Origin of the sequence: Enterobacter cloacae subsp. cloacae ATCC 13047 (assembly GCF_000025565.1) — a bacterium.
GTDB classification, from domain to species: Bacteria; Pseudomonadota; Gammaproteobacteria; order Enterobacterales; family Enterobacteriaceae; genus Enterobacter; species Enterobacter cloacae.
Genome location: NC_014121.1, coordinates 2,626,750 through 2,652,436 on the forward strand (window position 1 = coordinate 2,626,750; position 25,687 = coordinate 2,652,436).

The 25,687-nt window shown below is 52.3% G+C and carries 27 protein-coding genes, 2 tRNA genes and 1 other RNA gene; 14 read left to right on the top strand and 16 right to left on the bottom strand.

The annotated features are described in order from the left end of the window. Positions 1-22: 22 nt before the first annotated feature. Entirely contained in the window at positions 23-1,072 is a 1,050-nt protein-coding gene (gene trhO, locus ECL_RS12665) for an oxygen-dependent tRNA uridine(34) hydroxylase TrhO (protein WP_013097157.1), read from the bottom strand. 223 nt (positions 1,073-1,295) lie between these two features. Here trhO and ECL_RS12670 point away from each other — a divergent pair, with 223 nt between their 5' ends. From ECL_RS12670 to ECL_RS12680, 3 genes are all read left to right on the top strand, one after another. After that, entirely contained in the window at positions 1,296-2,222 is a 927-nt protein-coding gene (locus ECL_RS12670; protein ID WP_013097158.1) for a Kdo(2)-lipid IV(A) acyltransferase, read from the top strand. Between the two features lie 142 nt (positions 2,223-2,364). Next, positions 2,365-3,582 (top strand): multidrug efflux MFS transporter MdtG, encoded by a 1,218-nt coding sequence (gene mdtG, locus ECL_RS12675; RefSeq protein WP_028027946.1) that lies wholly within the window; start codon positions 2,365-2,367, stop codon positions 3,580-3,582. Between the two features lie 530 nt (positions 3,583-4,112). Further along, a protein-coding gene (locus ECL_RS12680) for an IS3-like element ISSen4 family transposase (protein ID WP_087451024.1) occupies positions 4,113-5,233 on the top strand; the annotation gives its coding sequence in 2 pieces (ribosomal slippage) (positions 4,113-4,371 and positions 4,371-5,233; 1,122 coding nt in all). A 9-nt stretch (positions 5,234-5,242) separates the two neighbouring features. On the opposite strand, the gene ECL_RS12685 is transcribed toward ECL_RS12680, so the two are convergent. Further along, positions 5,243-5,704: a recombinase family protein gene (locus ECL_RS12685; RefSeq protein WP_044158654.1), complete on the bottom strand. Its 462-nt coding sequence runs from the start codon at positions 5,702-5,704 to the stop codon at positions 5,243-5,245. A 46-nt stretch (positions 5,705-5,750) separates the two neighbouring features. Here ECL_RS12685 and ECL_RS12690 point away from each other — a divergent pair, with 46 nt between their 5' ends. Then, on the top strand, positions 5,751-6,140 hold the full coding sequence (locus tag ECL_RS12690) for a MysB family protein (RefSeq protein ID WP_013097161.1): 390 nt from the start codon (positions 5,751-5,753) through the stop codon (positions 6,138-6,140). A gap of 6 nt (positions 6,141-6,146) precedes the next feature. On the opposite strand, the gene ECL_RS12695 is transcribed toward ECL_RS12690, so the two are convergent. The 3 genes from ECL_RS12695 to mdoG form a co-directional block, all read right to left on the bottom strand. Then, positions 6,147-6,374: a YceK/YidQ family lipoprotein gene (locus ECL_RS12695; protein WP_013097162.1), complete on the bottom strand. Its 228-nt coding sequence runs from the start codon at positions 6,372-6,374 to the stop codon at positions 6,147-6,149. Positions 6,375-6,458: 84 nt separating this feature from the next. Further along, entirely contained in the window at positions 6,459-8,987 is a 2,529-nt protein-coding gene (gene mdoH / locus ECL_RS12700) for a glucans biosynthesis glucosyltransferase MdoH (protein WP_013097163.1), read from the bottom strand. Then, complete coding sequence (gene mdoG, locus ECL_RS12705; RefSeq protein ID WP_013097164.1) at positions 8,980-10,533, bottom strand: glucans biosynthesis protein MdoG; 1,554 nt, start codon at positions 10,531-10,533, stop codon at positions 8,980-8,982. The genes mdoH and mdoG overlap by 8 nt, the downstream gene beginning before the upstream one ends. Before the next feature lie 255 nt (positions 10,534-10,788). Here mdoG and mdoC point away from each other — a divergent pair, with 255 nt between their 5' ends. Beyond that, on the top strand, positions 10,789-11,928 hold the full coding sequence (gene mdoC / locus ECL_RS12710; RefSeq protein WP_013097165.1) for a glucans biosynthesis protein MdoC: 1,140 nt from the start codon (positions 10,789-10,791) through the stop codon (positions 11,926-11,928). Positions 11,929-11,962: 34 nt separating this feature from the next. Here mdoC and ymdB read toward each other — a convergent pair whose 3' ends face one another. The 5 genes from ymdB to csgB form a co-directional block, all read right to left on the bottom strand. Further along, a complete protein-coding gene (ymdB, locus tag ECL_RS12715; protein ID WP_013097166.1) occupies positions 11,963-12,505 on the bottom strand; it encodes an O-acetyl-ADP-ribose deacetylase in 543 nt (180 codons plus the stop codon). A gap of 105 nt (positions 12,506-12,610) precedes the next feature. After that, positions 12,611-12,931, bottom strand: a complete 321-nt coding sequence (locus tag ECL_RS12720; RefSeq protein WP_013097167.1) for a fimbrial protein — start codon at positions 12,929-12,931, stop codon at positions 12,611-12,613. A 161-nt stretch (positions 12,932-13,092) separates the two neighbouring features. Then, complete coding sequence (csgC, locus tag ECL_RS12725; RefSeq protein WP_013097168.1) at positions 13,093-13,425, bottom strand: curli assembly chaperone CsgC; 333 nt, start codon at positions 13,423-13,425, stop codon at positions 13,093-13,095. Between the two features lie 61 nt (positions 13,426-13,486). Continuing rightward, positions 13,487-13,942 (bottom strand): curli major subunit CsgA, encoded by a 456-nt coding sequence (gene csgA / locus ECL_RS12730; RefSeq protein WP_044158649.1) that lies wholly within the window; start codon positions 13,940-13,942, stop codon positions 13,487-13,489. A 41-nt stretch (positions 13,943-13,983) separates the two neighbouring features. Further along, positions 13,984-14,439, bottom strand: coding sequence for a curli minor subunit CsgB (csgB, locus tag ECL_RS12735; RefSeq protein WP_013097170.1), 456 nt, complete (start codon positions 14,437-14,439; stop codon positions 13,984-13,986). Between the two features lie 744 nt (positions 14,440-15,183). Here csgB and csgD point away from each other — a divergent pair. From csgD to csgG, 4 genes are read left to right on the top strand one after another with little or no spacing between them, the layout of a single operon-like run. Next, positions 15,184-15,834, top strand: coding sequence for a biofilm master transcriptional regulator CsgD (gene csgD, locus ECL_RS12740; protein ID WP_013097171.1), 651 nt, complete (start codon positions 15,184-15,186; stop codon positions 15,832-15,834). Positions 15,835-15,838: 4 nt separating this feature from the next. Beyond that, positions 15,839-16,228: a curli production assembly/transport protein CsgE gene (csgE, locus tag ECL_RS12745; RefSeq protein WP_013097172.1), complete on the top strand. Its 390-nt coding sequence runs from the start codon at positions 15,839-15,841 to the stop codon at positions 16,226-16,228. 23 nt (positions 16,229-16,251) lie between these two features. Beyond that, positions 16,252-16,665 (top strand): curli production assembly/transport protein CsgF, encoded by a 414-nt coding sequence (csgF, locus tag ECL_RS12750; protein WP_013097173.1) that lies wholly within the window; start codon positions 16,252-16,254, stop codon positions 16,663-16,665. Between the two features lie 26 nt (positions 16,666-16,691). After that, on the top strand, positions 16,692-17,525 hold the full coding sequence (gene csgG, locus ECL_RS12755) for a curli production assembly/transport protein CsgG (protein ID WP_013097174.1): 834 nt from the start codon (positions 16,692-16,694) through the stop codon (positions 17,523-17,525). A gap of 43 nt (positions 17,526-17,568) precedes the next feature. Here the strand turns inward: csgG and ECL_RS12760 are convergent, their stop codons facing one another. From ECL_RS12760 to ghrA, 4 genes are all read right to left on the bottom strand, one after another. Continuing rightward, the gene (locus ECL_RS12760) at positions 17,569-18,051 is read right to left on the bottom strand and encodes a DUF1097 domain-containing protein (protein ID WP_202797609.1); all 483 of its coding nucleotides are present in this window, start codon (positions 18,049-18,051) and stop codon (positions 17,569-17,571) included. A gap of 96 nt (positions 18,052-18,147) precedes the next feature. Next, positions 18,148-18,702: a TorD/DmsD family molecular chaperone gene (locus tag ECL_RS12765; protein ID WP_013097176.1), complete on the bottom strand. Its 555-nt coding sequence runs from the start codon at positions 18,700-18,702 to the stop codon at positions 18,148-18,150. Positions 18,703-18,722: 20 nt separating this feature from the next. Continuing rightward, entirely contained in the window at positions 18,723-19,460 is a 738-nt protein-coding gene (locus ECL_RS12770; protein ID WP_013097177.1) for a phosphatase, read from the bottom strand. 84 nt (positions 19,461-19,544) lie between these two features. Next, a complete protein-coding gene (gene ghrA, locus ECL_RS12775; protein ID WP_013097178.1) occupies positions 19,545-20,483 on the bottom strand; it encodes a glyoxylate/hydroxypyruvate reductase GhrA in 939 nt (312 codons plus the stop codon). Positions 20,484-20,714: 231 nt separating this feature from the next. On the opposite strand from ghrA, the gene ECL_RS12780 reads away from it, so the two are divergent. Beyond that, a tRNA-Ser gene (locus ECL_RS12780) sits at positions 20,715-20,802 on the top strand. A gap of 131 nt (positions 20,803-20,933) precedes the next feature. Here ECL_RS12780 and ECL_RS12785 read toward each other — a convergent pair. Then, positions 20,934-21,839 carry a LysR family transcriptional regulator gene (locus tag ECL_RS12785; RefSeq protein ID WP_013097179.1) on the bottom strand — a complete coding sequence of 302 codons (906 nt, stop codon included), beginning with the start codon at positions 21,837-21,839 and terminating at the stop codon, positions 20,934-20,936. A gap of 109 nt (positions 21,840-21,948) precedes the next feature. On the opposite strand from ECL_RS12785, the gene ECL_RS12790 reads away from it, so the two are divergent. The 4 genes from ECL_RS12790 to ECL_RS12805 all read left to right on the top strand — a co-directional run bounded on the left by ECL_RS12790 (position 21,949) and on the right by ECL_RS12805 (position 23,914). Then, entirely contained in the window at positions 21,949-22,809 is an 861-nt protein-coding gene (locus tag ECL_RS12790) for a pirin family protein (protein ID WP_013097180.1), read from the top strand. 20 nt (positions 22,810-22,829) lie between these two features. Then, positions 22,830-23,507, top strand: a complete 678-nt coding sequence (locus tag ECL_RS12795; RefSeq protein ID WP_013097181.1) for an isochorismatase family protein — start codon at positions 22,830-22,832, stop codon at positions 23,505-23,507. Between the two features lie 137 nt (positions 23,508-23,644). After that, positions 23,645-23,732: transfer RNA gene (locus tag ECL_RS12800), tRNA-Ser, on the top strand. A gap of 44 nt (positions 23,733-23,776) precedes the next feature. Continuing rightward, a non-coding RNA gene (locus ECL_RS12805) (RtT sRNA) lies at positions 23,777-23,914 on the top strand. Between the two features lie 167 nt (positions 23,915-24,081). Here ECL_RS12805 and ECL_RS12810 read toward each other — a convergent pair. Continuing rightward, complete coding sequence (locus ECL_RS12810) at positions 24,082-25,587, bottom strand: alanine/glycine:cation symporter family protein (RefSeq protein ID WP_013097182.1); 1,506 nt, start codon at positions 25,585-25,587, stop codon at positions 24,082-24,084. Between the last annotated feature and the right edge of the window lie 100 nt (positions 25,588-25,687).

Consider the following 25,687-nt stretch of genomic DNA (forward strand, 5'->3'; position numbering starts at 1 on the left):
TTGACGTTGCCGGGCGTCATTATCATTCCGGGTCAGGAATACCCAGTTTGGTATTCAGGCGGCCACGGGATTTATTAAAAATCTTATTGCCGTTTTCACGTCCCGCACGACGGCGGCGCTGCTCCTCTTCCGGCAGCATGCTCTCTTCACTGCACAGTTCGCTACAGCAGCCGTTAAATTTCTCTGCGCACGCCGGGCACTGAATAAACAGCAGATGACAACCGTCATTTTTGCAGTTGGTGTGAGTATCGCACGGTGCGCCGCACTGGTGGCAATGGGCAATAACGTCTTCTGAAATACGCTCACCCATTCGCTCGTCAAAGACAAAGTTTTTACCGATAAAACGCACCGGTAACCCCTGCTCACGGGCACGGCGGGCATATTCGATGATACCGCCTTCGATATGCCAGACCTTATTAAATCCGTTATGTTTCATCCACGCGCTGGCTTTTTCGCAGCGAATACCACCGGTGCAGTACATAACGATTTTTTTATCTTTATGTTCCTGCATCATCTCAACCGCTTTCGGCAGTTGCTCGCGGAAGGTGTCGGCCGGGATTTCCATTGCGTTCTCGAAATGGCCCACTTCATATTCGTAGTGGTTACGCATATCGATGAATACCGCGTCCGGGTCATCAAGCATCGCATTGACTTCCGCCGCCTTCAGGTATTCCCCCACGTCAGCCGGGTTGAAGGCCGGGTCGTCAATGCCGTCTGCCACGATGCGCTCACGCACTTTCATACGCAGCACCCAGAATGATTTACCGTCATCGTCCAGGGCGATGTTCAGGCGTAAGCCGTTCAGCGCCGGATCGAAGCCGTAAAGAAAATCGCGGAAGGCGCTCACGTTGCTTTCCGGGATGCTGATCTGGGCGTTGATACCTTCACGCGCCAGATAGACGCGCCCAAAGACGTTCAGCGCAGTGAAGGCCTTATAGAGCTCATCGCGGGTCGCTTGCGGATCGTTGATCGTGAAGTATTTATAGAATGAGATGGTGGTGCGCGGTTCGGTTTCAGCCAACATACGCGCCTTCAACATCTCATTCGATACGCGGTTGTGTAACACTGGCATGGTGTACAAGTCCTGCAATCGTTATTGAGAAAGGAAAATCGGTCGGCATCATATAGCAAACAATAACAATTTACATCCACACAATTTACGCTACATTTCTGTCAGCCTGAACTATGCGTCATAACATTTGCTGCATTAGCGCGCGTTTCGACATCAGACATTTTGGCTATGTAGTAAAAAATGAGACACTAAGACCTTCAGGACGTTAGAAAACAGGACCGACATGACCCAATTACCGAAATTTACCGTCACCCTTTTGCATCCTCGCTATTGGTTGACCTGGCTTGGCATTGGCTTTTTATGGCTTCTGGTCCAACTCCCCTACCCGGTTATTTTCCGTCTGGGCAAAAGCCTGGGTCGTCTTGCGCAAATGTTTATGAAGCGTCGCGCCAGAATCGCCTACCGCAACCTTGAACTGTGCTTCCCGGACATGAGCGAGGCTGAACGTCATGACATGGTGACCAGGAATTTTGAGTCTGTCGGCATGGGGCTGATGGAAACAGGAATGGCGTGGTTCTGGCCGGACAAACGCATGGCGCGCTGGAGCGTCGTTGCCGGTACGGGGATGGAGCCGGTACATTCGCTGCAGGCGAATCAGACGGGCGTGCTGCTGATTGGCGTACACTTTCTGACCCTGGAAATCGGCGCCCGTATGTTCGGTATGCAGGCGCCCGGCATTGGGGTTTATCGTCCAAACGACAACCCGGTTATCGATCTGATCCAAACCAATGGCCGTATGCGGTCCAACAAAAGCATGATCGACCGTAAGGATCTGAAGGGCATGATCCGCGCCCTCAAATCAGGTGAAGTGGTCTGGTATGCCCCCGATCACGACTACGGCCCGCAATCCAGCGTATTTGTTCCGTTCTTTGCCGTTGACGAGGCGGCCACCACCACGGGCACCTGGATGCTGGCACGCATGTCCAAAGCCGCCATCGTCCCTTTTGTTCCGCGCCGCAAACCGGATGGTTCGGGTTACGAATTGATTATGCTGGAGCCCGAACTGGCGCCTCCACTGGATGATGCTGAGACCACCGCACGCTGGATGAACGGCATTGTCGAGAAATGCATTATGCTCGCACCGGAGCAGTACATGTGGCTGCACCGCCGCTTTAAAACGCGGCCAGAAGGCACGCCGTCCCGCTATTAATTCCCCCTGCGGCCCTTTGGGCCGCTCCCTGTTTTAGCTTTAAAAGCTCTCCCTCATTGCGGCAATCATAACCCAGGCGCATAATTAGCAGGCTTATTACTTCATGCCTTACGGTGCGCTGCACCTCATTATGCGGATTGTTATGTCACCCTCAGATGCCCCCATAAACTGGAAACGTAACCTTACGGTTGCCTGGCTTGGCTGTTTTCTTACCGGCGCGGCGTTTAGCCTCGTGATGCCCTTTCTGCCCCTGTACGTTGAACAACTGGGCGTGACGGGCCACAGTGCGCTCAATATGTGGTCTGGTCTGGTGTTCAGCATCACTTTCCTCTTCTCCGCCATTGCTTCGCCGTTCTGGGGCGGCCTTGCCGACCGTAAAGGGCGTAAAATCATGCTGCTGCGCTCGGCGCTGGGAATGGCCATCATCATGGCGTTAATGGGTGTGGCGCAGAACGTCTGGCAGTTTCTGATTTTGCGCGCGCTACTTGGCCTGCTGGGAGGATTTATTCCCAACGCGAATGCGCTGATCGCCACCCAGATCCCGCGTCATAAAAGCGGCTGGGCGCTCGGGACGCTCTCAACCGGAGGCGTCAGCGGCGCCTTGCTGGGGCCTCTGGCGGGCGGCTTGCTGGCGGACAGCTATGGCCTGCGCCCGGTATTTTTCATTACTGCCAGCGTGTTGTTCCTCTGCTTTATCGTTACGCTGATCTGCATTCGTGAAAACTTCACCCCCGTCGCCAAAAAAGAGATGCTCCACGCACGGGATGTGCTGGCTTCACTCAAAAACCCCAGACTGGTACTGAGCCTGTTCGTGACGACACTCATTATTCAGGTCGCGACCGGTTCGATTGCCCCTATTCTGACGCTGTACGTTCGCGATCTGGCAGGTAACGTGAGCAACATTGCGTTTATCAGCGGGCTGATTGCCTCCGTACCCGGCGTGGCGGCGCTGCTTAGCGCCCCGAGGTTAGGGAAACTGGGAGACCGTGTCGGCCCGGAAAAGATCCTGATTTGTGCGCTGGTGATCTCCGTGCTGCTGCTCATTCCCATGTCGATGGTGCAATCACCCTGGCAGCTGGGCGTTCTGCGCTTTTTGCTGGGTGCCGCCGACGGGGCGTTACTGCCCGCCGTTCAGACCCTGCTGGTTTACAACTCTACGAACCAGATCGCCGGGCGTATCTTCAGCTACAACCAGTCATTTCGCGACATCGGCAACGTTACCGGCCCGCTGGTGGGGGCCGGGATCTCCGCCAGCTTCGGTTTTCGCGCCGTATTTATCGTCACGGCGGGCGTAGTACTGTTTAATGCGGTTTACTCGTGGTTCAGTTTATCCCGGACATTACGGCCGGTGGCGGAATAAGACAAATACGTGACGGCTTATTTTCGCATTCATACTTGCAGAATCAGATATTCAGCTATTCTTTCCCTGAAACCTTCTGGAAAACAGGGAGACACCAATGACCATGTACGCCACGCTGGAAGCATCGTAAAGTAAAATACATACATAATTGTACCATTACATTATCCGGTCATAAGTACGTACTTTAGCCTTTGGCTTTATCAGTCCGTCCTGTCAGAATCCCCGGGTTCGTTTTAAACACGCATAGCCTATAACCTTAGACTTCATACGCCATTGAAAGATCCTTATAAGGGGTGTATATTCTCACAAGCTGTTCATCCAAACAGTACGCAAAGATAAGGAAATGTAATGGCAGATAATTCAGAATCTTTTGCAACAATAGAACAAATCACCTCACGCCCAAATTTTTCTTCCGATGTAGAAATTACTGTTAAAAGTTTTCGTTCTCTTGTAGGACGCTGACCTGCTCCCCGTTGATTAGTACACCCCGATGTTAGTAATGTCTTCATAAGCCACATGAGGACATCCCCATGAAGAAGCGTTTTTCCGACGAACAGATCATCAGTATTCTCCGCGAAGCCGAAGCTGGGGTACCCGCCCGTGAACTCTGCCGCAAGCATGCCATTTCCGATGCCACGTTTTACACCTGGCGTAAGAAGTATGGCGGTATGGAGGTGCCTGAAGTTAAGCGCCTGAAGTCGCTTGAGGAAGAGAACGCCAGACTCAAGAAGCTGCTTGCCGAAGCCATGCTGGATAAAGAGGCGCTTCAGGTGGCTCTTGGGCGAAAGTACTGACGACAGACCAGAAGCGGGAAGCCGTGATGTTGATGTGTGATGCGACCGGTCTGTCGCAACGTCGTGCCTGCAGGCTTACAGGTTTATCCCTGTCGACCTGCCGCTATGAGGCTCACCGTCCGGCTGCTGATGCGCATTTATCAGGGCGCATCACTGAGCTGGCACTGGAGCGCAGGCGTTTTGGCTACCGTCGTATTTGGCAGTTGCTGCGCCGTGAAGGGCTTCATGTTAATCATAAGCGCGTGTACCGGCTTTATCACCTCAGTGGCCTGGGCGTAAAACGCAGAAGACGTCGTAAAGGGCTGGCAACAGAACGTCTGCCGCTGCTCCGTCCGGCGGCGCCCAATCTGACCTGGTCGATGGATTTCGTCATGGACGCACTTTCCACCGGTCGCAGGATCAAGTGTCTTACCTGCGTCGATGATTTCACAAAGGAATGCCTGACGGTCACTGTTGCCTTTGGGATTTCAGGCGTTCAGGTCACGCGTATTCTGGACAGCATTGCACTGTTTCGAGGCTATCCGGCGACGATAAGAACTGACCAGGGGCCGGAGTTCACTTGCCGTGCACTGGATCAATGGGCCTTTGAGCATGGTGTTGAGTTGCGCTTAATCCAGCCGGGCAAGCCAACGCAGAACGGATTTATTGAGAGCTTTAACGGACGATTTCGCGATGAATGTTTGAATGAGCACTGGTTCAGCGATATCGTTCATGCCAGGAAAATTATTAATGACTGGCGGCAGGATTATAACGAATGCCGCCCGCACTCCACGCTGAATTATCAGACACCGTCTGAATTTGCAGCGGGCTGGAGAAAGGGTCATTCTGAGAATGAAGATTCCGACGTTACTAACTGAGTGTTGTATCTAATCGTGGGGGCAGGTCACACGTTCAATACTTGTGGATAATGCAGATAACTTGTGATCGAGCTTATAGCTGTAGATTTGCCCCGTTTCAACTTCAACAATATCAATGTTACGTTTGATCAGGAAAGTAAACTCATCAATTGCATCATAGCCCTGCTTCCTGGAAAACCTGTCAACACTCTCAATCAGCAAACAACCTTCAGTAATTTCTCCTGATCTTACACGTTCCTTGAACCGCCCCAATGATCCCTTCGTGAAGTTGTGTCCGGCGTAACCTGACAAGCCTTTATCACTTTCCAGTACTTCATGATGGCTTGGATCAAGCTGATACCCTAATTCAGCGGGTAGTTTAGCGTTTTCGAGGAAGTCTAATACTGTACTAATCTGGCGATCTAAGCCAAAAGCATCAACCTGCTGCAAGCTCGATACCCTACTATAGATGTAGGCTTTGACAGTTCGCATTCATGCACCTATACATTTGATAAACATAATCATTGAGGAACTCATTATGTCCGATAAAGAATATGTATTCTATAGTACGCTGGAAGAAGCTATTGATGCCGCTCGTGAAGAGTTCCTCGCCGATAACCCCGGCGTTGATGAAGAAGATGCGGACGTGCAACAACTCAATATCCAAAAGTATGTCCTTCAGGACGGAGATATTATGTGGCAGGCCGAATTCTTTGCTGACGAAGGTGAAGAAGGCGAATGTTTGCCGATCCTGAGCGGTGAAGGAGCTCAGGCCGTCTTTGATGGTGACTATGACGAAATTGAGTTGCGTCAGGAGTGGCTGGAAGAGAACACCCTGCACGAGTGGGATGAGGGTGAATTTCAGCTCGAGCCACCGCTGGATACGGAAGAAGGTCAAACCGCAGCTGACGAATGGGACGAGCGTTAATTACCGCTACTCATAGGGGCCGTGGCTGGCATCGATGGGCAACAACAGCGTATCGAAAATCAGCGAGAACGGCAGATCGAGCACTGTCAGGTAGCGCCATGCGGAATCCCGGACATCCCATTTCACGCCCGGATAGTACTGATTCCCGTGGCCCTGCCCCGGAATGGTGCGACTGATGATGCTGCCGCAGCCGCTCAGCAGACATGCCATCATGACGACGATGATTATTTTCATCCGTTACCTCTAAAAAAATACCGGCGTTTAAGCCGGTATTTTATCTGGCGGGTGGCACATTGCTTACCCGCCCTACGTTGCCACTTACTTCGCCTTCAGCGCCAGCGGGTTAAGCTTCAGATCGTTGTAGTAGTTCACCCACGAGGAGTAGCGCTCCGGGGAAGACCACACACGGTAGTGCAGACGCGACATAGTCACCGGATCGCTTAACAGCACCAGACGGCGGTCGCGGTTAAGTTTCTCTGGCGTCTCGTTCAGCGCCTGTTCAACGTGACGATCGCGGGCAATCTCCAGCACCTTACTGGCACGGTGACGCGCGGTAGCCATTGCCGTTGCCAGGGCGTTAAACGACGGGTTAAACACCGCGTGCATAAAGCCATCATCCAGCGTACGACGGCGGTTCTGCTCCAGATAGGTGTCAGTATCCACCAGCACCTGCGGCGGCGAATACTCTTCCGGGATCAGGAACAGCTTCCAGCGTTTGGTACGCAGGCCAACCGTTGAGCGGCTTGAAATGACCGACACAAACGGCGACAGGATCAGCGAGAAGACAATCGGCGCCAGCCAGAACAGGAAGCGCAGATCCAGCCATGCCATCCCAGCAGCCCACACCAGCCCCAGCAGCAGCTGCGAGCCGTGACGCATAAAGGCTTCACCCCACGGCGTGGAGTCATCATCACGCTGCGGTGAGTTCCAGACCACTTCCCAGCCCAGGAACGCGCTGACCACAAACACGGTATGGAACAGCATACGCACCGGTGCCAGCAGCACGGAGAACAGCACTTCCAGCAGCAGTGAAACCGTTACCCGCCAGAAACCGCCATACTCCTTCGAGCCTTTGCACCAGATCAGAATGATACTGAGCAGCTTCGGCAGGAACAGCAACACCATGGTGGAGGCAAACAGCGCTATCGCCAGCTCCGGACGCCACTGTGGCCACACCGGGAACAGCTGACGCGGTTGCAGGAAGTACTGCGGCTCAGTCAGCGCATGCACCACCTGCAGAGCCGTGGAGAGCGCCAGGAACATAAACCACAGCGGCGCGGAGAGATAAGACATCACGCCGGTCAGGAACACCGCACGGTGAACCGGGTGCATCCCTTTCACGAGGAACAGACGGAAGTTCATCAGGTTCCCGTGACACCAGCGGCGGTCACGCTTAAGTTCGTCCAGCAGGTTCGGCGGCAGTTCTTCATAGGATCCAGGCAGATCGTAGGCAATCCAGACGCCCCACCCTGCACGACGCATCAGCGCCGCTTCCACGAAGTCGTGCGACAGAATCGAGCCGGCAAACGAACCTTCGCCCGGCAGCGGTGCCAGCGCACAGTGCTCGATAAACGGCTTCACGCGGATAATGGCGTTGTGACCCCAGTAGTGGGACTCACCCAACTGCCAGAAGTGCAGACCGGCAGTAAACAGCGGCCCGTAAACACGGGTGGCAAACTGCTGGCAACGCGCGTAAAGCGTGTCCATGCCGGACGCTTTTGGCGAAGACTGGATGATACCCGCGTTCGGGTTAGCTTCCATCAGACGCACCAGACCGCTCAGACAATCACCGCTCATCACCGAGTCGGCGTCCAGCACCACCATGTAGCTGTACTGGTTACCCCAGCGACGGCAGAAGTCATCGATGTTGCCGCTTTTACGCTTCACACGACGACGGCGGCGACGGTAGAAGATCTGACCTTCGCCCTGTACTTCTGCAATCAGCTCCATCCAAGCTTTTTGCTCAGCAACGCAGATGTCCGGATTGTAGCTGTCGCTCAGGATATAGACGTCGAAATGGGCGGCGTTACCGGTCGCCTTAACGGACTCCCAGGTTGCGCGCAGCCCCGCGAATACGCGGTCAACGTCTTCGTTACAGATAGGCATAATCAGTGCCGTACGGTGCTCAGGATTCAGGGGTTCATCCCCGACCGTAGACGCCGAAATGCTGTATTTGTCTCGTCCCATCAGCAGCTGCAGGAAGCCCATCAGCGCGGTCCAGAAACCGGCCGAGACCCAGCAGAAGAGAACGGCGAACAGCAGAAGAATGCCACTTTGCAGGATATACGGCAGCAGTTGCATGAAGGAGACCCAGATATCCTGGCCCATCATGTCTGCCGGGTTGATCAGCGCCCAGCCCTGGTAAGGCAGAATCGTCTTCATGTACCAGGTTGCGACAACCGTCTGCGCCAGCGTCAGCAGCAGAAGAATGTAGCGACGGATCGTCCCCACGGTACGCCATTTCTGTTCGGAGGCCTGCTCTTCTTTTGTCAGACGCGACAGATAGCGTGGCGTCACGTCACGCCCGCGCAGGCGATCCCAGAAGCGGCCAACCGGGTTGGTACGCCAGGGGTCGGGGAACATGGAAGAACGCGTTGCTTTCGGCATCGCCTGAAGCTGATCGCGTCCTTCGTCGTCTTTAATCAACTGCCCTTCTGCCAGCGAGTCCGGCCATGCCTGCTCCAGACGTGCCTTCACTGACCCCAGCGGAGAATCGTCATCACGTGAAAACTGACGATGTTCCCCATCCAGCGCGGCATGTACCGCGCGGATGTCGCTCTCAGGCAGTGCCGCTTTTTCGATATCCGTCAGCGGCATGGCATCAATATATTCAGATGTATTATTCATTGGCAGGTAGCTGATAGCTCCAGGTTTCACTCAGCGGCTGATCGTTACTGACCAGCGCAGCGCGCATTTCAGTGGTCTGTTTCGGATCTTTCACTTTCACGCGCAGGGTCAGACGCCACCCTTTCGTTACCGGGTTGTAACGTACGGTGTTCTCAACGATCTCACCGTTATCACCGATGCTGGCCTGGGCGGTCACGGCAGTATCTGGCGCCAGTTTCTTCATGTCCTGGCCGGTGAAGTCCACCACGAAAGCGACGGTACCGTCAGGCTGACGGATAAGATTAGACTGTTTCACGTCACCCGTTGAACGGCGAGTCTGCATGACATACGCGTTATCCGGCGCATGCAGTTTGTCTTCGTCGCGGCTAAAGGTGATCGTGTATTTGAAGTTCATCTCTTTCCCGGCTTCCGGCAGCTGATCCGGCGTCCAGTAAGCGACGATGTTATCGTTGGTTTCATCATTGGTTGGGATTTCAACCAGTTCAATCTTCCCTTTGCCCCAGTCACCTTTCGGGGTCACCCACGCGCTTGGACGCAGGTCGTAGCGGTCATCCAGATCTTCAAAGCGAGAGAACTGACGGCCACGCTGCAGAAGACCGAAACCTTGCTGGTTTTCCATCGCAAAGCTGCTGACAGCCAGATGTTTCGGGTTGTTCAGCGGACGCCAGATCCACTCACCGTTACCGGCATGAATAGACAGGCCGTTGGAATCGTGCAGTTCAGGACGGAAGTTGGTCGCCGGTGACGGCTGGTTCGGCCCAAACAGGAACATACTGGTCAGCGGCGCAACGCCCAGTTTACCCACTTTGTCGCGCAGGTAGACTTTAGACTGCACGTCAACCACCGTGTCACGCCCTGGCATGATCACAAAGCGGTACGCGCCCGTTGCACGCGGGGAATCCAGCAGTGCGTAGATAGTCAGACGTTTATCCGTTGGTTTTGGACGTTCGATCCAGAACTCGCGGAAACGTGGGAATTCTTCACCTGATGGCAGCGCGGTATCAATAGCCAGGCCGCGCGCAGAAAGCCCGTACACCTGTCCCGCGCCAATAACGCGGAAGTAGCTGGCGCCGAGCATGCTGACGATTTCGTCGTTTTTATCTTTGCTGTTGATCGGGTAAAGCACCTTGAAGCCTGCAAAGCCCAGATCTTTAACCGTATCTTTGTCGTGCTGCACATCGCCAAAATTGAAGTAATCCGGGCTGTATTTGATTTTACGTACCGCCGTTGCCGTCACTTCATTGATGGCTACAGGGGTATCGAAGTACATACCCTGATGATAAAACTCAAGCTTGAACGGGGTCTTAATATTGTTCCAGTACGCTTTATCGTGATTGAACTGGATCTGCTGATAGTCCGCATATTTCATGTCGCGGAAAACGGAGGGCAAGTTACTTTTCGGCGCTTCGTAGCTCTTGCCTGCCATCGATTTTGCCTGTTTTGCGACATCGTCGATGTTAAAGGCCAGTGCCGATGAGGTATACAGGGATAACACCACTGCAGCACCCAACCAACGCATTTTCATCATCTGTGGTTTATGTTTCATAATAAGTAAGCACTTCCCCCTTTGTGTGCTTATATCGATCCGATCCATTTTAATGGAAACTCAGGCAATCCGACAACATTATCACCGCTTTGTTCAGCTCGCTGGCTCAGGGATTAAGCAAATGAAAGAACCCGCTTTTCACTTTGCGTGCTTATCCTGGAGACAGGGTGTCGGTCTTGGTGTAGGGTTGGCTTCGAATGTAACCATTATGAGTCTTAGGGATAAGGCGAAAAGTCTGAGAATGCACAAAGTTATATGAGCACAACACCTGTAGAACGTGAATACTTCCTCGACTCGATCCGGGCATGGCTGATGCTATTGGGGATCCCCTTCCACATTTCACTGATTTACTCCAGCCACACCTGGCATGTTAATAGTCAAATGCCCTCCTGGTGGCTGACGCTGTTTAATGACTTTATTCACGCCTTCCGCATGCAGGTGTTTTTTGTCATTTCAGGTTATTTCTCTTATATGCTGTTTCTGCGCTACCCCATCAAGCGCTGGTGGAAAGTGCGCGTGGAGCGCGTCGGCATTCCGATGCTCACCGCCATTCCTCTGCTGACGTTGCCGCAGTTCATCATGTTGCAGTACGTAAAGGGTAAAGCGGAGAACTGGCCTAATCTGTCGCTGTACGAAAAATACAACACCCTGGTTTGGGAGCTGGTGTCCCACCTCTGGTTCCTGCTGGTGCTGGTGGTCCTTACCACGGTCAGCGTGTTGATTTTTAGCCGCTTTCGCCGCCATTTAAGCGACAAAGCTAACGCCTTTTTCGCCAGTATCACCCTGGGAAAACTGTCGCTGCTCTTTTTGCTGCTGGGCATCGCCTATGCGGCAGTGCGACGGACGCTGTTTATTGTCTATCCGCCGATTCTGAGCGACGGATTATTCAATTTTGTGGTGATGCAGTCGCTGTTCTACATCCCCTTCTTTTTAATCGGGGCGCTGGCCTTTATTTATCCGAAGCTTAAGTCGCTGTTTACGACGCCCTCACCGTGGTGTGCTTTTGGTGCCGCCATCGCGTTTGCGGCCTATCTTTTAAATCAGCGCTACGGCAGCGGCGATGCGTGGATGTATGAAACCGAGAGCGTCATTACCATGCTGCTGGGCCTGTGGATGGTGAATGTGGTCTTTGCGCTGGGCCACCGACTGCTTAATTTTAAGTCCAGCCGCGTGACCTATTTCGTCAATGCTTCGCTGTTTATCTATCTGGTGCACCACCCTCTGACGTTGTTCTTCGGGGCCTATATCACACCGCATATCGCCTCCAACACGCTGGGCTTCTTTACCGGGCTGGTCTTTGTGATTGGAATCGCCATCGTGCTTTACGAAATCCACCTGCGGATACCGCTTCTGCGTTTCCTTTTCTCCGGGAAACCGCAGGTAAGAGCATCATAAAAAAACGCGGCGCACTCAGTGCGCCGCGTGTGTTTCAGATCTCTAATTCCTGTCCGCGCTGGGTCAACAGCCGCTGATAAAGATGCAGTGTCTCCTCATCGAAACAGACAAATGTCACTTTTTCGGGCATCGGTTTAAGCGACAGGTAACGATACACGGTGTCTACCGCAATCGTCGCTGCGGCAGCTTTCGGATAGCCATACACTCCGGTGCTGATGGCCGGAAACGCCATGGTTTTATAGCCATTATCAGCGGCCAGACGCAGGCAGTTTCGGTAGGCCTCTTCGAGGATACTCGCCTCATGCCGATCGCCGCCATGCCATATTGGCCCCACGGCATGAATCACCGCTTTCGCGGGAAGATCGCCCGCAAGCGTAATAACGGCATGACCCGGTGGGCACTCCCCCTGTTGCTGACGCACAGTCTTGCAGGCTTCCAGCAGTTGCGGTCCGGCAGCCCGGTGGATAGCGCCATCCACGCCACCGCCGCCCATCAGTGACGGATTGGCTGCATTGACGATCACATCAACGTGCATCGTCGTGATATCGCCATGAATAACGTCAATTTGCGGTTTCATAAATACCCTCTGCTTCCCGCCATTTTCTTAAGTGTATCGCAGAGGTACCCGAGAGAAAAAACTATCGGGAAAAACCTCTTCCGCCGTAAAGCGGAAGAGCACACATCAGCGGTACTGAATTTGTACCACCGCGAGCGTTTTTTCAGGATTGAGGTACTTCATGCTGAGGGTGGCGAGGCTGGTATCGGTCACATGGCCATTAAGTGCATCTTCATAACTGACCATGCGCGTATGAATCCGGTTATTTTCCGGGCATGACAACGCAAACTGCCGCGTTTGTGCAGTCACTTCACAGGGGTCGGCGACAATCGCGCCGCGAAAATGAATGACCCCACCCTCAACAACCGTCGCCGCAAAAACCGGGGTTACAAAAAGAGAAATGAGCAGACTAAAACCAGAAGCGAGTTGAGCGATATATTTGGTCACGTGTATGTACTCCTCAATGAAAATCGTCCTTGAGGGGTAAAAGCGCTCCATTAAAGCAAACGTAGTTTCACGTTCCGGAACTTAGTTGCTCAGTTCCTGTTATCAGCATAGCTCAACGGTGAAGGCCTGCCACATTGGCAAATCATTGATTTTATGAATGATTAAAGCCTCTTCTCCGGCGGTGACCACTGCTGTGATAAATGAAGCGATTTACCATCAGAGACGGTGACAATAATGTTCACCGTATCCCCCGTACCAATATTTAAACTCAGCCGCATTAAATCGATCGTCTGATTAGCGGGGATAAAAAGCCTGTTTTGCTGGCGTGATGTACTTTGGCCACTCTGCCCTTCCCGTTCAGCCACGATTTGTACCTGACAATCACACGGCGTTGTCAGCGTAACCTGGGGAATAATGGTGGTCATATCGCCCTGCTGCGATGTGTTAAACGTTATTTGACTGGAAAGCGCGGCAAGGAGAATTAAGGTATTCATGATGCACTCCCGAAAAAAAACAGGGCTGAGGCCCTGTTTTTTTGTAGCACAGATTTCAGTATTAATACTGATAAGCTGCAGCGTGGTTACCAAAACCAATCTGGGTAACATTGACCGTAGAATTAGACGCAGTCTGATCAACCATTGCGCCGTTAAATCCACCGTACTGGCTCACATTCATTGTAGAGTCGTGACTGTTCCATTGATCAAGCGTTGCGCTGTTGGCAAAACCATTCTGAGTCAGAGAGATGGTGCTGTCGTCAGAACCTTGTCCAACATCTGCGCCATTACCGCCACCACTCTGGCTAATAGACAGCGTTGAATCTCTGGCATTGGTCTGCAAGGCGACAGCTGAGTTACCGCCACCGTTCTGGTAAATATTCAGGGTTGAATTTGGGCCATCACCGCCTTGACCATGACCGTGTCCATGGCCCCAGCCACCTTGATCAATGAGACCGGCCATAGCACTACCAGAAACGACGATTGCTGCAAGAGCTGCCACTTTGATAAATTTCATGGTAAAACCCCCATCGGATTGATTAAAGTCGCCGCGAATAACTAACGTTGAATAACGCGAATTGCCATTTGCGACTGTTTTTGCACTACAACTGCGTTTTTCTGTGTACCGTACTGCGTGATGCTTGCCCTATTACCCGACCCTTTCTGGATAATTTTCGCACTATTACCAAATCCGTCCTGCGTAATATCTGCATCATTCGCAAAGCCGCTCTGAGCAATATACGCAATATTATAAGTCCCTGATTGATCAACCCGCGCCCTGTTACCTGACCCATCCTGGGAAACGATGGACAATAATTTTGAACCGTCCTGGCGCACCTGAGCGTCATTAAGTACACCCTGTTGACCAATAATGGCTGCCTGATTTAATGATGTACGGCTTAATTCATTTACCGCAAAGTTATATTCAGAGGTAGCCAAATCTGAATTCGCCGCGGTGACAACCCCAGGCGCTCCCAGTAATGTAAACATCATAAATAACGATGTGTTTTTCATGTTGCCACCCTGGACCTGGCTGTTTTAAAAGACTTCAGGTTAGAACAACGCATATTTTATTAACGCGTCGTTACGGTGAAGAGTATGTCTGCCGAAACACGTTAAATATCTCACCCGCGCGGCTTATTTTTATTTTTCAGGTCACCTCAAAGTAGTAATCCCTGAACAAAAATAGCGATAAGCGAAGCCATTTAATTTTTATAAAGCCTTATCCCTCGCAAATGGGTGAAACATCGCAGCGGCTGTTCCGACGCGAGAGAGGAAGGGTTAAACGTAACGACAGGATGACATTAACGTTAACGTGTGACACAAGACGCGATTTCTTAAGGCGAAGCGGCATTCATTCCGTAGGTTAGATTTTTTTTGAAACTCATACTTTAAAATTTCTGAAAAAGAATAGCATAAAAACATTAAAATCAGTCGCATATAAATATTTGTATGATTTTTAAAATCTGTGCATCATTATTTAGCTGTACAACTTTTTCATCAATTAAAGGCTTTCAAGAAGGTACTTATTCATAAATTAATATTGATTTTTACATCTTGTTACACGTTTAACACTTGCTTTAAACTTCGTAAAAGCTAGATTGAAATTAGATGTACGAAATTCGTTTTATATTTTCCTCCCCTGTGGAGGTTATGGTTTGATTCTACACACAGCAGCGCAACATCTGTCAGTACTTCTGGTGTCCTCTTTTCGCAGGAGGACAACTGCCAGGTGTCATAAAAAAGTGGGGTTTCATCATGTATAATGAAGTCCATAGTTTACATGGTCATACATTACTGTTGATCACAAAACCTTCTTTGCAGGCGACCGCTTTATTACAACATTTAAAGCAATCTTTATCCCTGAACGGAAAATTGCATAATATTCAACGTTCTTTCGATGATATTGCACCTGGCAGCATTATTCTTTTCGATATGATGGAAGCGGATAAAAAGCTCATCCATTACTGGCAAGATACTTTGAGCAGGAAAAACAATAACATCCGCGTGTTATTATTGAATACGCCTGACGAGTATCCTTTCCGGGACATTGAAAGTTGGCCGCATATCAATGGCGTGTTCTACGTCACTGAAGAAGAGAATCGGGTGGTAGAAGGCCTGCAAGGTATCTTGCGAGGAGAGTGTTATTTTTCGCAAAAGCTGGCCAGCTACCTTATCACGCACTCCGGAAATTACCGCTACAACAGTTCAGAGTCAGCACTGCTAACGCACCGCGAGAAAGAGATCCTGAACAAATTACGCATTGGTGCTTCAAATATTGAAATCGCCCGTTCGTTATTTATCAGCGAAAATACGGTAAAGACGCACCTTTATAATCTTTTCAAGAAGATAGCTGTTAAAAACCGAACTCAGGCGGTTTCATGGGCAAACGATAACCTCAGGCGTTAATCACATGAAACGCACCATGAGTTGGATTGCCGCAGCGGGCTTTCTGCTCGCTGCCGGGAACCTGAAGGCCGTCGAGGTCGAAGTTCCCGGATTGTTAACGGACCATACCGTCTCTTCTGTCGGACACAATTTTTATCGTGCCTTCAGTGATAAATGGGACAGTACGTATCCTGGAAATATAACAATCAACGAGCGGCCCAGTGCTCGATGGGGAAGTTGGATAACAATAACGGCTAATCAGTTCGTTATTTATCAAACATTTTTATTTCCCACCAAAATAGACTTCGATAAAAACGTAGCCTTGGCGCTGGCGCAATCAGAAGACGCTATTAATCGCATGCAAATAGACAAAGCGCTATTAAGCACTAGTGATTTAGCAAAAGACGAGTTCTAGCGAACCTATATCCGGAGGCTGTCATGCGTATTGCATATGCAGTTGTTTCGATAATGCTCATCACCCCATTAAGCTGGGCCGGGAATATGACATTCCAGTTCCGTAATCCCAACTTTGGTGGTAACCCGAATAATGGGGCGTTCATGTTGAATGAAGCCCAGGCGCAAAATTCTTATAAAGATCCCAGCTTCAAGGATTTTAGCGTGGATACGCCATCTGCACTGGACAACTTCACCCAGGCGATCCAGTCGCAAATTTTGGGCGGTTTGCTGACCAATATCAACACCGGCAAACCCGGCCGCATGGTGACCAATGACTTCATTGTCGATATCGCCAACAGGGACGGGCAGCTCCAGTTGAATGTTACCGATCGTAAAACCGGAAAAACCTCAACCATTCAGGTTTCCGGTTTACAAAATAACTCGACTGACTTTTGAACAACCCCAAAATAAGGACAACGATCATGCAGCGCTTCCTGATACTTGTTGCAGTGTGCTTATTGAGCGGTTGTTTAACTGCTCCACCTAAAGAAGCTGCAAAACCGACATTAATGCCTCGGGCTCAAAGTTATCGTGATTTAACCCATTTGCCTGCCCCGACAGGTAAAATATTTGTCTCCGTCTACAACATTCAGGATGAAACCGGGCAATTTAAACCTTACCCGGCAAGTAACTTCTCTACGGCCGTACCGCAAAGCGCCACCGCCATGCTGGTGACCGCGCTGAAAGATTCGCGCTGGTTTATTCCTCTGGAACGTCAGGGGCTGCAAAACCTGTTAAATGAACGAAAAATTATTCGTGCGGCGCAGGAGAATGGTACCGTTGCAGATAATAACCGCATGCCGTTGCAATCTCTGGCTGCGGCGAACGTTATGATTGAAGGGTCGATTATCGGTTACGAAAGTAACGTGAAATCTGGCGGTGCTGGCGCACGTTATTTCGGTATCGGTGCAGATACGCAGTATCAGCTCGACCAAATTGCCGTTAACCTGCGTGTCGTTAACGTCAGTACCGGGGAAGTGCTCTCTTCGGTAACCACCAGCAAAACCATACTCTCTTATGAAGTGCAGGCCGGGGTGTTCCGCTTCATTGACTATCAGCGTCTGCTGGAGGGTGAAATCGGTTATACCTCTAACGAGCCGGTGATGATGTGCCTGATGTCAGCCATTGAAACCGGAGTTATCTTCCTGATAAATGATGGTATCGACCGCGGGCTGTGGGATCTGCAAAACAAAGCAGACGTGCAAAACCCGGTACTGGTGAAATACCACGATATGTCGGTTCCTCCGGAATCCTGACAGGACGCGCATAAAAAAGGCGAGATAGTTATCTCGCCTTTTTTTATTCACTCACCGCTGGCACGTTTTGCGCTTTTTCTCGTCGTGCCGCCAGCCACAGACCACTGTTCTTCATGGCATAGCCAAACAGCAACCCCAGCGCCAGCGAGGGGACCACCAGCTTCCAGTCACCCTGCCCCGCAAAGGTGGCACACGCCCCCATAAACGTGCCGGGTACAAACGACAGCAACAGATGCTTTGCCTGAACGCACATCAAAAAGGCGACCACGCCCGTCATGATATAGCCGAGGATCTCCAGATGCGGAGCGAGCGCACTGCCCTTCATGATAACCAGCGCCCAGATAACGCCGCTCATCAGCGTGCAGCCTGAGATAAAAAGCCCTTTGATCCCACCCTGCGGGCAGGCGAAGTAGGCCGTGCAGCCGAGAAATCCAGCCCAGCTGAACAGTCCGAGAGAGACGGCCACCCATCCCCAAAGTCCGGAGAGGATACCTGTTGTGAGTGCGATACAAAGTAATATGTTCATGGCGCGCATCTTAGCAGAAGCGCGCCATGGAAATGAGATCAGAAGCACATTATATGCAAGATGATGCGTTGCGTTGCAGAACTAATGTGATCATGATCACTCTTCATTCTCTTCTTCCAGCTCATCCCACATTGCAGCGATGGCGTCACGCGTCAGGGGAGCCAGCGTTCTCCAGAATGGCGAGGTGGCATGCGCTTCAACTTTCCCAAGGAATGTCCCGACCCACGGCAGCAGGTACATTTCGAACAAGGTTTCGATGGCTTCGTTCTCATCGTCACCGGCGTGGTCCTCAATCCAGGATGCGGCCAGCAGCAGCGTACCGATATGATCGGCAGGCGTGTCGGTCAGCGGCATGCCGCGCTCTGAAAGAAAAGCGCGCACTTCCGCTTCCGTTGCCCCTTCCTGCCAGGCAGAGCGGTAAGGTGAAACACGGCACTCTTCCCCCACAAACAGCGCGTTGTAATCTGTGGAGATTTGCTGCATGTCGCAGCTTTTCTGCAGGCGCTCCAGTAAATCATCCTGTTCCAGCGGCCAGTTCTGCGCCAGTTTCCCTTCACGAATTAATGTAAAGAGCGGGACCAGCAGCGGGTCTTGAGGCTGGCGGTAGTACAGCGTACCCAGCACGCGGCAAAGGATGGAAAACTCATTCATTTTTTTATTCCATTACACAATTAAAGATCGGCAAATTCGGCAATCGGTTCCATTCCGCGCGACTCAAGGAAATCGAGCATGCGACGAGGGGTCACGTTCAGGATTTGCGCTTCCGGGAAGTTAACATCATTCAGCACTTTCAGGCACTCGCTGAAATCACCCAGTGTGAACGCAGTATGGGAATCTGAACCCAGCGCCACCATGCCTCCTGCATCACGCACTGCGGCCGCCACTTCGCGGCAGTTCGCTTCACTGCCCTTACGCGAGTGCACGAAGGAGGAGTTGTTAATCTCCAGCGCCACGTGATGCGTCGCTGCCGCCTGCGCGACAGCCTGAATATCGATTGGGTACTTCGGGTTGCCGGGGTGGCTAATAATATGCACGTTGCCGCTGGCAATGGTGGCAATCATCGCCGCGGTGTTGGTCTCTTTATCCTGAGGCGCAAAGACAGGTTCATGGAAACCGGCGAGAATAAGGTCAAGAGATGTCAGCATCGGGCCGGTGCAGTCGATCTCACCGTCGGTATTTTTAATGTTCGCCTCAATGCCACGCAGTATCCCAATACCGTCCACCAAGCGTGGCCAGATCCGCATATTCACAAAATGCCAGTAGTGCGGCGCATCCGCCATATCCGGGCCATGATCGGTGATCGCAAAAAGCCTGATGTCCTTGAGCTTCGCTTGTGCAATGTAATCATGGAGGTTGCTATACGCGTGGGTGCTGGCGACGGTGTGCATATGCAGGTCAACGGGATACATCTCTCTCTCCTTTGCGGTTTTTCCAAAGGATAGCAGTTATCTGCTGCGATTATTAGCAAAAACCCGGCTAACGCCGGGTTTCACTCAGTAGCCGCGCGTTCTGTCGACCTGCCCGGTCACCGCGTTGCCCTGCTCTATCTCACTGATGGTGTGCGTAATATAGGCCACCGCCTCTGCCGGACGCGTCACAGCGGCAACGTGTGGGGTCATCGCCACGCGCGGATGTGCCCACAGCGGGCTCTCTGCCGGCAACGGCTCGCGGCTGTACACATCCAGCATCGCGCCTTTCACCTTGCCACCATCAAGAGCTTTGAGGAGATCGGCTTCCACCAGATGAACCCCGCGCGCCAGATTCATCACGTAACTCTGATCGGCCAGCTGATTCATAAGCGCGCTATTAATAATGCCGACCGTTTCCGCCGTATTCGGCAGCAGATTGATCAGTACGCGCGTCCCCTTCAGAAACGCCGGGAGTTCATCTGTTCCGGCAAAACTCTCAACGCCAGGATAGTTCTTGCGGCTGCGGCTCCAGCAGCGCAGCGGGAAGCCCCACGGTGCCAGCGCTTCGGCCACTTTTGAGCCGAGCACGCCCGCCCCGAGAATACCGATGGTAAACTCTTCACGTTGATATTCCGGCAGCGGCTCCCAACGGGATTGCAGTTTTAAGGCCTGATAATCGTCAAAACGTCGGAACCAGTGCAGCACCTGACTCACGGCATATTCCTGCATTTGCTGGCCCATGCCGGTATCTTCCAGGCGGAACAGGGGGATTTCCTCCGGCAGCATTTCAGGGTGCGCTTTCAGTTTGCTCAGAATGGAATCCACACCGGCGCCGAGGGCAAAAACGGCCTTCAGCTTGCGCCCCTGGAGCATCTCGACCGGGGGATGCCACACCAGCGCGTAGTCTGCATGTTCGTTATCACCGCGCTTCCATTCACGCACACGCGCCCCCGGTAACGCTGCCGAAAGTGCCTTAATCCAGTAAGCCGTATCAAAAGTGGGGTGATAGAAGATAATATCCATACTCATTCCTGCCTTTTTTGCGCTGTTTTATTTTCATTTTCAACTGGATTGCCAGCATAACAAATTTATCGCCGGACCGCGTTGCCGATAAAAAAGGCGCTTTCAGCACATTTAAGAATCATGTTGTTTGAAGTTTGTCTAAATGCGCTAATTTACTGAAAAAGTGTGTTGACGGCTGTTCGGCTTTTCCTTACATTAGCGCCCGTCCCGACAACAACGGGATGACAATATGGTGAGGTGTCCGAGTGGCTGAAGGAGCACGCCTGGAAAGTGTGTATACGGCAACGTATCGGGGGTTCGAATCCCCCCCTCACCGCCATATTCAAGGCAAGAGCTCGTACGAAAGTACGGGCTTTTTTCTTTTATAGTCTCCGAAAAGGGGGATGAGAACCTTGAGCCCCCTACGCTCTTCATGTCGGGTGGCGCTGTGCTTACCCGACCTACATAAAGCTACTCTTCAACCATCCGTGCATACTCTTCTGTAAGAAAATCCACCAGCGCCCTGACGGACGGCAGTAATCCGCGTCTTGATGGATAAACCGCATGAATCACTTCTCTTTTTGGCTCCCACGCCTCCAGCACCCGAATCAGCTCTCCTGATGCCAGCTGATCTTTCACCATCAGTATCGGCAGTTGCACCACACCGATGCCCGCCATGGCCGCTTCACGCAGCGCCAGCATGTCGGTGGTAATCAGGCGCGGGGTAAAATGGATTTCTGCTTTCGCGCCTTCCGGGCCGCATAATTGCCATTTATGGATATGCTTACCCTCGCCCATACTCAACCCGGGCCAGGCGCTGAGTTCTGACGGCATCGACGGTTTTCCCAGGCGTTCAATCAAGGCCGGGCCCGCGACCAGGCAATGTCCCCGGTCGGCAAGCACCCGTAATACCAGATCGCTGTCATCAAACGGACGGGGACGCACGCGGATCGCCACATCCACACCCTCCCCCACCAGATCCACCCGCCGGTTCGTTGCTTCCAGCTGAAGGTTGATCCCGGGATAGCGCACCATAAAGCGCGCCAGCATCGGGCCAACATGCACATGCAACAACGTGACAGGACAGGTGAGCCTGACGATACCGCGCGGTTCCGCCTGCAGCGCGGCCACGGCTTCTTCCGCTGCTTCCGCTTCAACCATCATGGCTTTGCAGTGTTGATAGAACGTCTGCCCGACCTCCGTTACCGTAAATTGTCGCGTTGTACGTTGAATTAACCGCACGCCGAGCCGCTCTTCAAGCTGCGCAATACGGCGGCTCAGTCTGGACTTAGGCAGATCGAGTGCCCGCCCTGCTGCTGCAAAACCACCGTAGTCGACCACTTTCACAAACCACACAAAGTCATTGAGATCCTGCATAAATCCTCATCGTTCTATTTTCAGAACAGTGAATGCCATTTTCACTCTCTACCGGAACATTAACTCTGAATATAAGCTAATTACATCAACAGAACATCAGGAGTTCATCATGAAAAACGTAACAGGCGTCTATACCGCCCCCCGTCAACACTGGGTTGGCAATGGTTTCCCGGTGCGTTCGATGTTTTCTTATCAGACACACGGCGAGTCGCTGAGCCCGTTCTTACTGCTGGACTACGCAGGCCCACATACCTTCCCGGTGGACGGCACAAAACGCGGGGTGGGCGAGCATCCGCATCGTGGTTTTGAAACGGTCACCATTGTCTATTCCGGCGAAGTGGAGCATCGCGACTCCACCGGCAGAGGCGGCGTCATTGGTCCGGGCGACGTGCAGTGGATGACAGCCGGTGCAGGCATTCTGCATGAAGAGTTCCACTCCAGCGCGTTCGCGCACAAAGGCGGAGAACTCAAGATGATGCAGCTTTGGGTCAACCTGCCGGCGAAAGACAAAATGGCCACGCCGGGCTATCAGAGCATTACCAAAGCCGATATCCCGGTGGTCACGCTGCCCGACAACAGCGGCTCGCTGCGGGTTATCGCTGGTCACTACGACGATGTTAGCGGCCCGGCGCATACCTTCTCGCCGCTGAACGTGTGGGACATTGCCCTCAACCAGGGCAGCCACGTCACGCTCAGTCAGCCAGAGGGCTGGAGCACGGCGCTGGTGGTGCTGGAAGGCCATGTCACGGTGAACGGTACGGCTCACGCGGGAGAAGCACAGCTGGTGGTCATGAGTCAGGAAGGTGACAGGTTACACCTGGAAGCCAGCAGCGATGCCAAAGTACTGCTGATGGCCGGTGCGCCGCTGAATGAACCGATTGTGGGCTACGGCCCGTTCGTGATGAACAGTAAAACCGAAATCAATGAAGCCATTCGTGATTTCAACTCCGGCCGTTTCGGCCAGATCTAACCGTAATAAAGGAGATGAACATGTCTACACCTGCCAACTTTAATGGAGCACGTCCGATCATTGATGTGAACGATGCGGTGATGTTGCTTATCGACCACCAGAGTGGCCTCTTCCAGACCGTCGGCGATATGCCGATGCCAGAGCTGCGTGCCCGTGCGGCGGCTCTGGCGAAAATCGCGACGCTTGCGAACATCCCGGTGATCACCACCGCTTCCGTCCCGCAGGGCCCGAACGGTCCGCTCATCCCGGAAATTCATGCCAACGCGCCGCATGCACGGTATGTGGCACGTAAAGGGGAGATCAACGCCTGGGATAACCCGGAATTTGTGGCTGCGGTTAAAGCCACCGGACGTAAGACGTTGATTATCGCCGGTACCATCACCAGCGTCTGCATGGCATTTCCGTCGATTAGCGCAGTGGCGGATGGCTATAAAGTCTTTGCGGTGATTGATGCGTCCGGTACTTACAGCAAAATGGCGCAGGAGATCACCCTGGCCCGTGTGGTGCAGGCGGGCGTGGTGCCAATGGATACGGCGGCCGTTGCCTCTGAGATCCAGCGGACATGGAACCGTGAAGATGCGGCCGAGTGGGCAGAAGTCTACACGCACATTTTCCCGGCGTACCAGCTGCTGATCGAGAGCTACGGTAAGGCGCAGGAAGTGGTGAAAAACAGCGAAGCGCTCGATTCACAGCGTTAAGCGCCCGTGCTGTGACCAAAGCTGATTAAGACTTAACCGAACACGCACTAAAGCTGAAAATCTGCTTGACCGTTTTAGCGCAACTCCCTATAGTAGCGCCCCGTTGCCCCCCAAGCGGTCAGGCAGCAAAACAATATGGTGAGGTGTCCGAGTGGCTGAAGGAGCACGCCTGGAAAGTGTGTATACGGCAACGTATCGGGGGTTCGAATCCCCCCCTCACCGCCATATTTAAGACAAGAGCTCGTACGAAAGTACGGGCTTTTTTCTTTTATAGTCTCCGAAAGGGGGGGATGAGAACCCCCGACCGGGGTTCGACAACTGGCGACAGCCAGTTGGACAGACTGCGAGCGCAGCGAACAGGCTGCCCGAAGGGCGAGCGAAGCGAGTCAATCCCCCCCTCACCGCCATATTCAAGACAAGAGCTCGTACGAAAGTACGGGCTTTTTTCTTTTATAGTCGCCTTATCCCGCCGACAAGCCTCGTAGGCCCGTGCAAGCGTAGCGCCGCCGGGCGAAACCCACAAAGCGCACATTGCCAGCTGTCTGAGCCCGTATAGCAATACGGGCTACCACGATTAATTGTTCAGTTTCCCTGCGTTCTGCTCTCTCACGACAGAAGTCGTCTGTTCTGGATTTGCAGCAGGTTCATCTTTACGCTCTTCCAGCCAGTAATCCGCATTTTTAATCCCCAGTCGAATCGGGTCAAAGTGCGGATCCACCCCCTGCGCATTCTGAATTTCATAATCTTTAAGGCTGGCAAACGCTTTTTTATGTAAAAGCACAATGGCAATAATGTTGAGCCATGCCATCAGCCCTACCCCAATATCCCCCAGCCCCCATGCCAGATCCGCCGTGCGGACTGTGCCATATACCGTTGAAGCCATCAGGCATAATTTGAGAACGAATGTCAGCCATGGACGGTGAATTTTACGGTTGATGAAGGCGATATTAGTTTCAGCAATATAGTAGTAAGCAATAATGGTCGTGAAGGCAAAGAAGAACAGCGCAACAGCAACAAAGTAATTACCAAAGCCTGGCATCATACTTTCCATTGCCGTCTGCACATAGCCAGGCCCTGCTGCCACGCCGGAAATACCGGTATAGAGTGCAGCACCGTCAATGCCCTGCACGTTATACAGACCGGTGATCAACAGCATAAACCCGGTCGCCGAGCAGACAAACAGCGTGTCGATATAGACCGAGAAAGCCTGAACCAGCCCCTGCTTCACCGGATGGCTCACTGCCGCCGCAGATGACGCATGCGGCCCGGTACCTTGCGCCGCCTCGTTGGAATAGACTCCGCGCTTAACGCCCCACATGATAGCCTGACCAAGAATGGCACCAAAACCAGCTTCCAGACCAAAAGCGCTTTTCCAGATCAAAAGAATCACACCAGGAAGCTCAGTAATATTAATCGCGATAATAACGCAAGCCACAATAATATAGCCGAGCGCCATAAACGGAACGACCATACTGCTAAAACTGGCGATCCTTTTCACACCACCGAAAATAATAAAGCTTAACAGTACGGCAAGTAGTGCCGCCGTGACATTTGGATCAAGCCCAAATGCAATCTCCAGGCTGGCACCAATCGAGTTTGCTTGTACCCCTGGCATTAATAAACCGCAGGAGAAAATGGTGACGATGGCAAATAACCATGCATACCATTTAACGCCTAAGCCTTTTTCAATATAAAAGGCAGGACCGCCACGATATTCACCGTTGATTTTTTCTTTATAAACCTGGCCCAACGTAGATTCCACAAACGCAGAGCTGGCCCCCAAAAACGCCACCATCCACATCCAGAAAAGTGCGCCCGGTCCACCGAAGGTGATAGCGGTGGCGACGCCAGCAATGTTCCCGGTCCCTACACGCCCTGCCAGCGTCATCGTCAGTGCCTGGAACGACGATACGCCAGCATCGGTAGGACGCCCCTGGAACATCAAGGTAATCATATGTTTTATATGACGTAACTGCAAAAAACGACTACGTAATGAGAAATAGAGGCCGACACCCAGACATAAAAATATTAACGCCGGGCTCCAGATAACACCGTTAATTGCACCAACCAGTTCGTTCATGTATGACCCTCAACGTGATGTTCCAGGGAAACGGTTCCCCATGGGATTTTCTTGTTAGAATGTTGTTTGAATCAGTACGAAACATAGAGAATTAGACACA

Coding starts and splice junctions, on each gene's coding strand:
- trhO (WP_013097157.1), bottom strand. CDS start 1,072: ATGCCAGTGTTACACAACCGCGTATCGAATGAGATGTTGAAGGCGCGT.
- ECL_RS12670 (WP_013097158.1), top strand. CDS start 1,296: ATGACCCAATTACCGAAATTTACCGTCACCCTTTTGCATCCTCGCTAT.
- mdtG (WP_028027946.1), top strand. CDS start 2,365: ATGTCACCCTCAGATGCCCCCATAAACTGGAAACGTAACCTTACGGTT.
- ECL_RS12685 (WP_044158654.1), bottom strand. CDS start 5,704: ATGCGAACTGTCAAAGCCTACATCTATAGTAGGGTATCGAGCTTGCAG.
- ECL_RS12690 (WP_013097161.1), top strand. CDS start 5,751: ATGTCCGATAAAGAATATGTATTCTATAGTACGCTGGAAGAAGCTATT.
- ECL_RS12695 (WP_013097162.1), bottom strand. CDS start 6,374: ATGAAAATAATCATCGTCGTCATGATGGCATGTCTGCTGAGCGGCTGC.
- mdoH (WP_013097163.1), bottom strand. CDS start 8,987: ATGAATAATACATCTGAATATATTGATGCCATGCCGCTGACGGATATC.
- mdoG (WP_013097164.1), bottom strand. CDS start 10,533: ATGAAACATAAACCACAGATGATGAAAATGCGTTGGTTGGGTGCTGCA.
- mdoC (WP_013097165.1), top strand. CDS start 10,789: ATGAGCACAACACCTGTAGAACGTGAATACTTCCTCGACTCGATCCGG.
- ymdB (WP_013097166.1), bottom strand. CDS start 12,505: ATGAAACCGCAAATTGACGTTATTCATGGCGATATCACGACGATGCAC.
- csgC (WP_013097168.1), bottom strand. CDS start 13,425: ATGAATACCTTAATTCTCCTTGCCGCGCTTTCCAGTCAAATAACGTTT.
- csgA (WP_044158649.1), bottom strand. CDS start 13,942: ATGAAATTTATCAAAGTGGCAGCTCTTGCAGCAATCGTCGTTTCTGGT.
- csgB (WP_013097170.1), bottom strand. CDS start 14,439: ATGAAAAACACATCGTTATTTATGATGTTTACATTACTGGGAGCGCCT.
- csgD (WP_013097171.1), top strand. CDS start 15,184: ATGTATAATGAAGTCCATAGTTTACATGGTCATACATTACTGTTGATC.
- csgE (WP_013097172.1), top strand. CDS start 15,839: ATGAAACGCACCATGAGTTGGATTGCCGCAGCGGGCTTTCTGCTCGCT.
- csgF (WP_013097173.1), top strand. CDS start 16,252: ATGCGTATTGCATATGCAGTTGTTTCGATAATGCTCATCACCCCATTA.
- csgG (WP_013097174.1), top strand. CDS start 16,692: ATGCAGCGCTTCCTGATACTTGTTGCAGTGTGCTTATTGAGCGGTTGT.
- ECL_RS12760 (WP_202797609.1), bottom strand. CDS start 18,051: ATGAACATATTACTTTGTATCGCACTCACAACAGGTATCCTCTCCGGA.
- ECL_RS12765 (WP_013097176.1), bottom strand. CDS start 18,702: ATGAATGAGTTTTCCATCCTTTGCCGCGTGCTGGGTACGCTGTACTAC.
- ECL_RS12770 (WP_013097177.1), bottom strand. CDS start 19,460: ATGTATCCCGTTGACCTGCATATGCACACCGTCGCCAGCACCCACGCG.
- ghrA (WP_013097178.1), bottom strand. CDS start 20,483: ATGGATATTATCTTCTATCACCCCACTTTTGATACGGCTTACTGGATT.
- ECL_RS12785 (WP_013097179.1), bottom strand. CDS start 21,839: ATGCAGGATCTCAATGACTTTGTGTGGTTTGTGAAAGTGGTCGACTAC.
- ECL_RS12790 (WP_013097180.1), top strand. CDS start 21,949: ATGAAAAACGTAACAGGCGTCTATACCGCCCCCCGTCAACACTGGGTT.
- ECL_RS12795 (WP_013097181.1), top strand. CDS start 22,830: ATGTCTACACCTGCCAACTTTAATGGAGCACGTCCGATCATTGATGTG.
- ECL_RS12810 (WP_013097182.1), bottom strand. CDS start 25,587: ATGAACGAACTGGTTGGTGCAATTAACGGTGTTATCTGGAGCCCGGCG.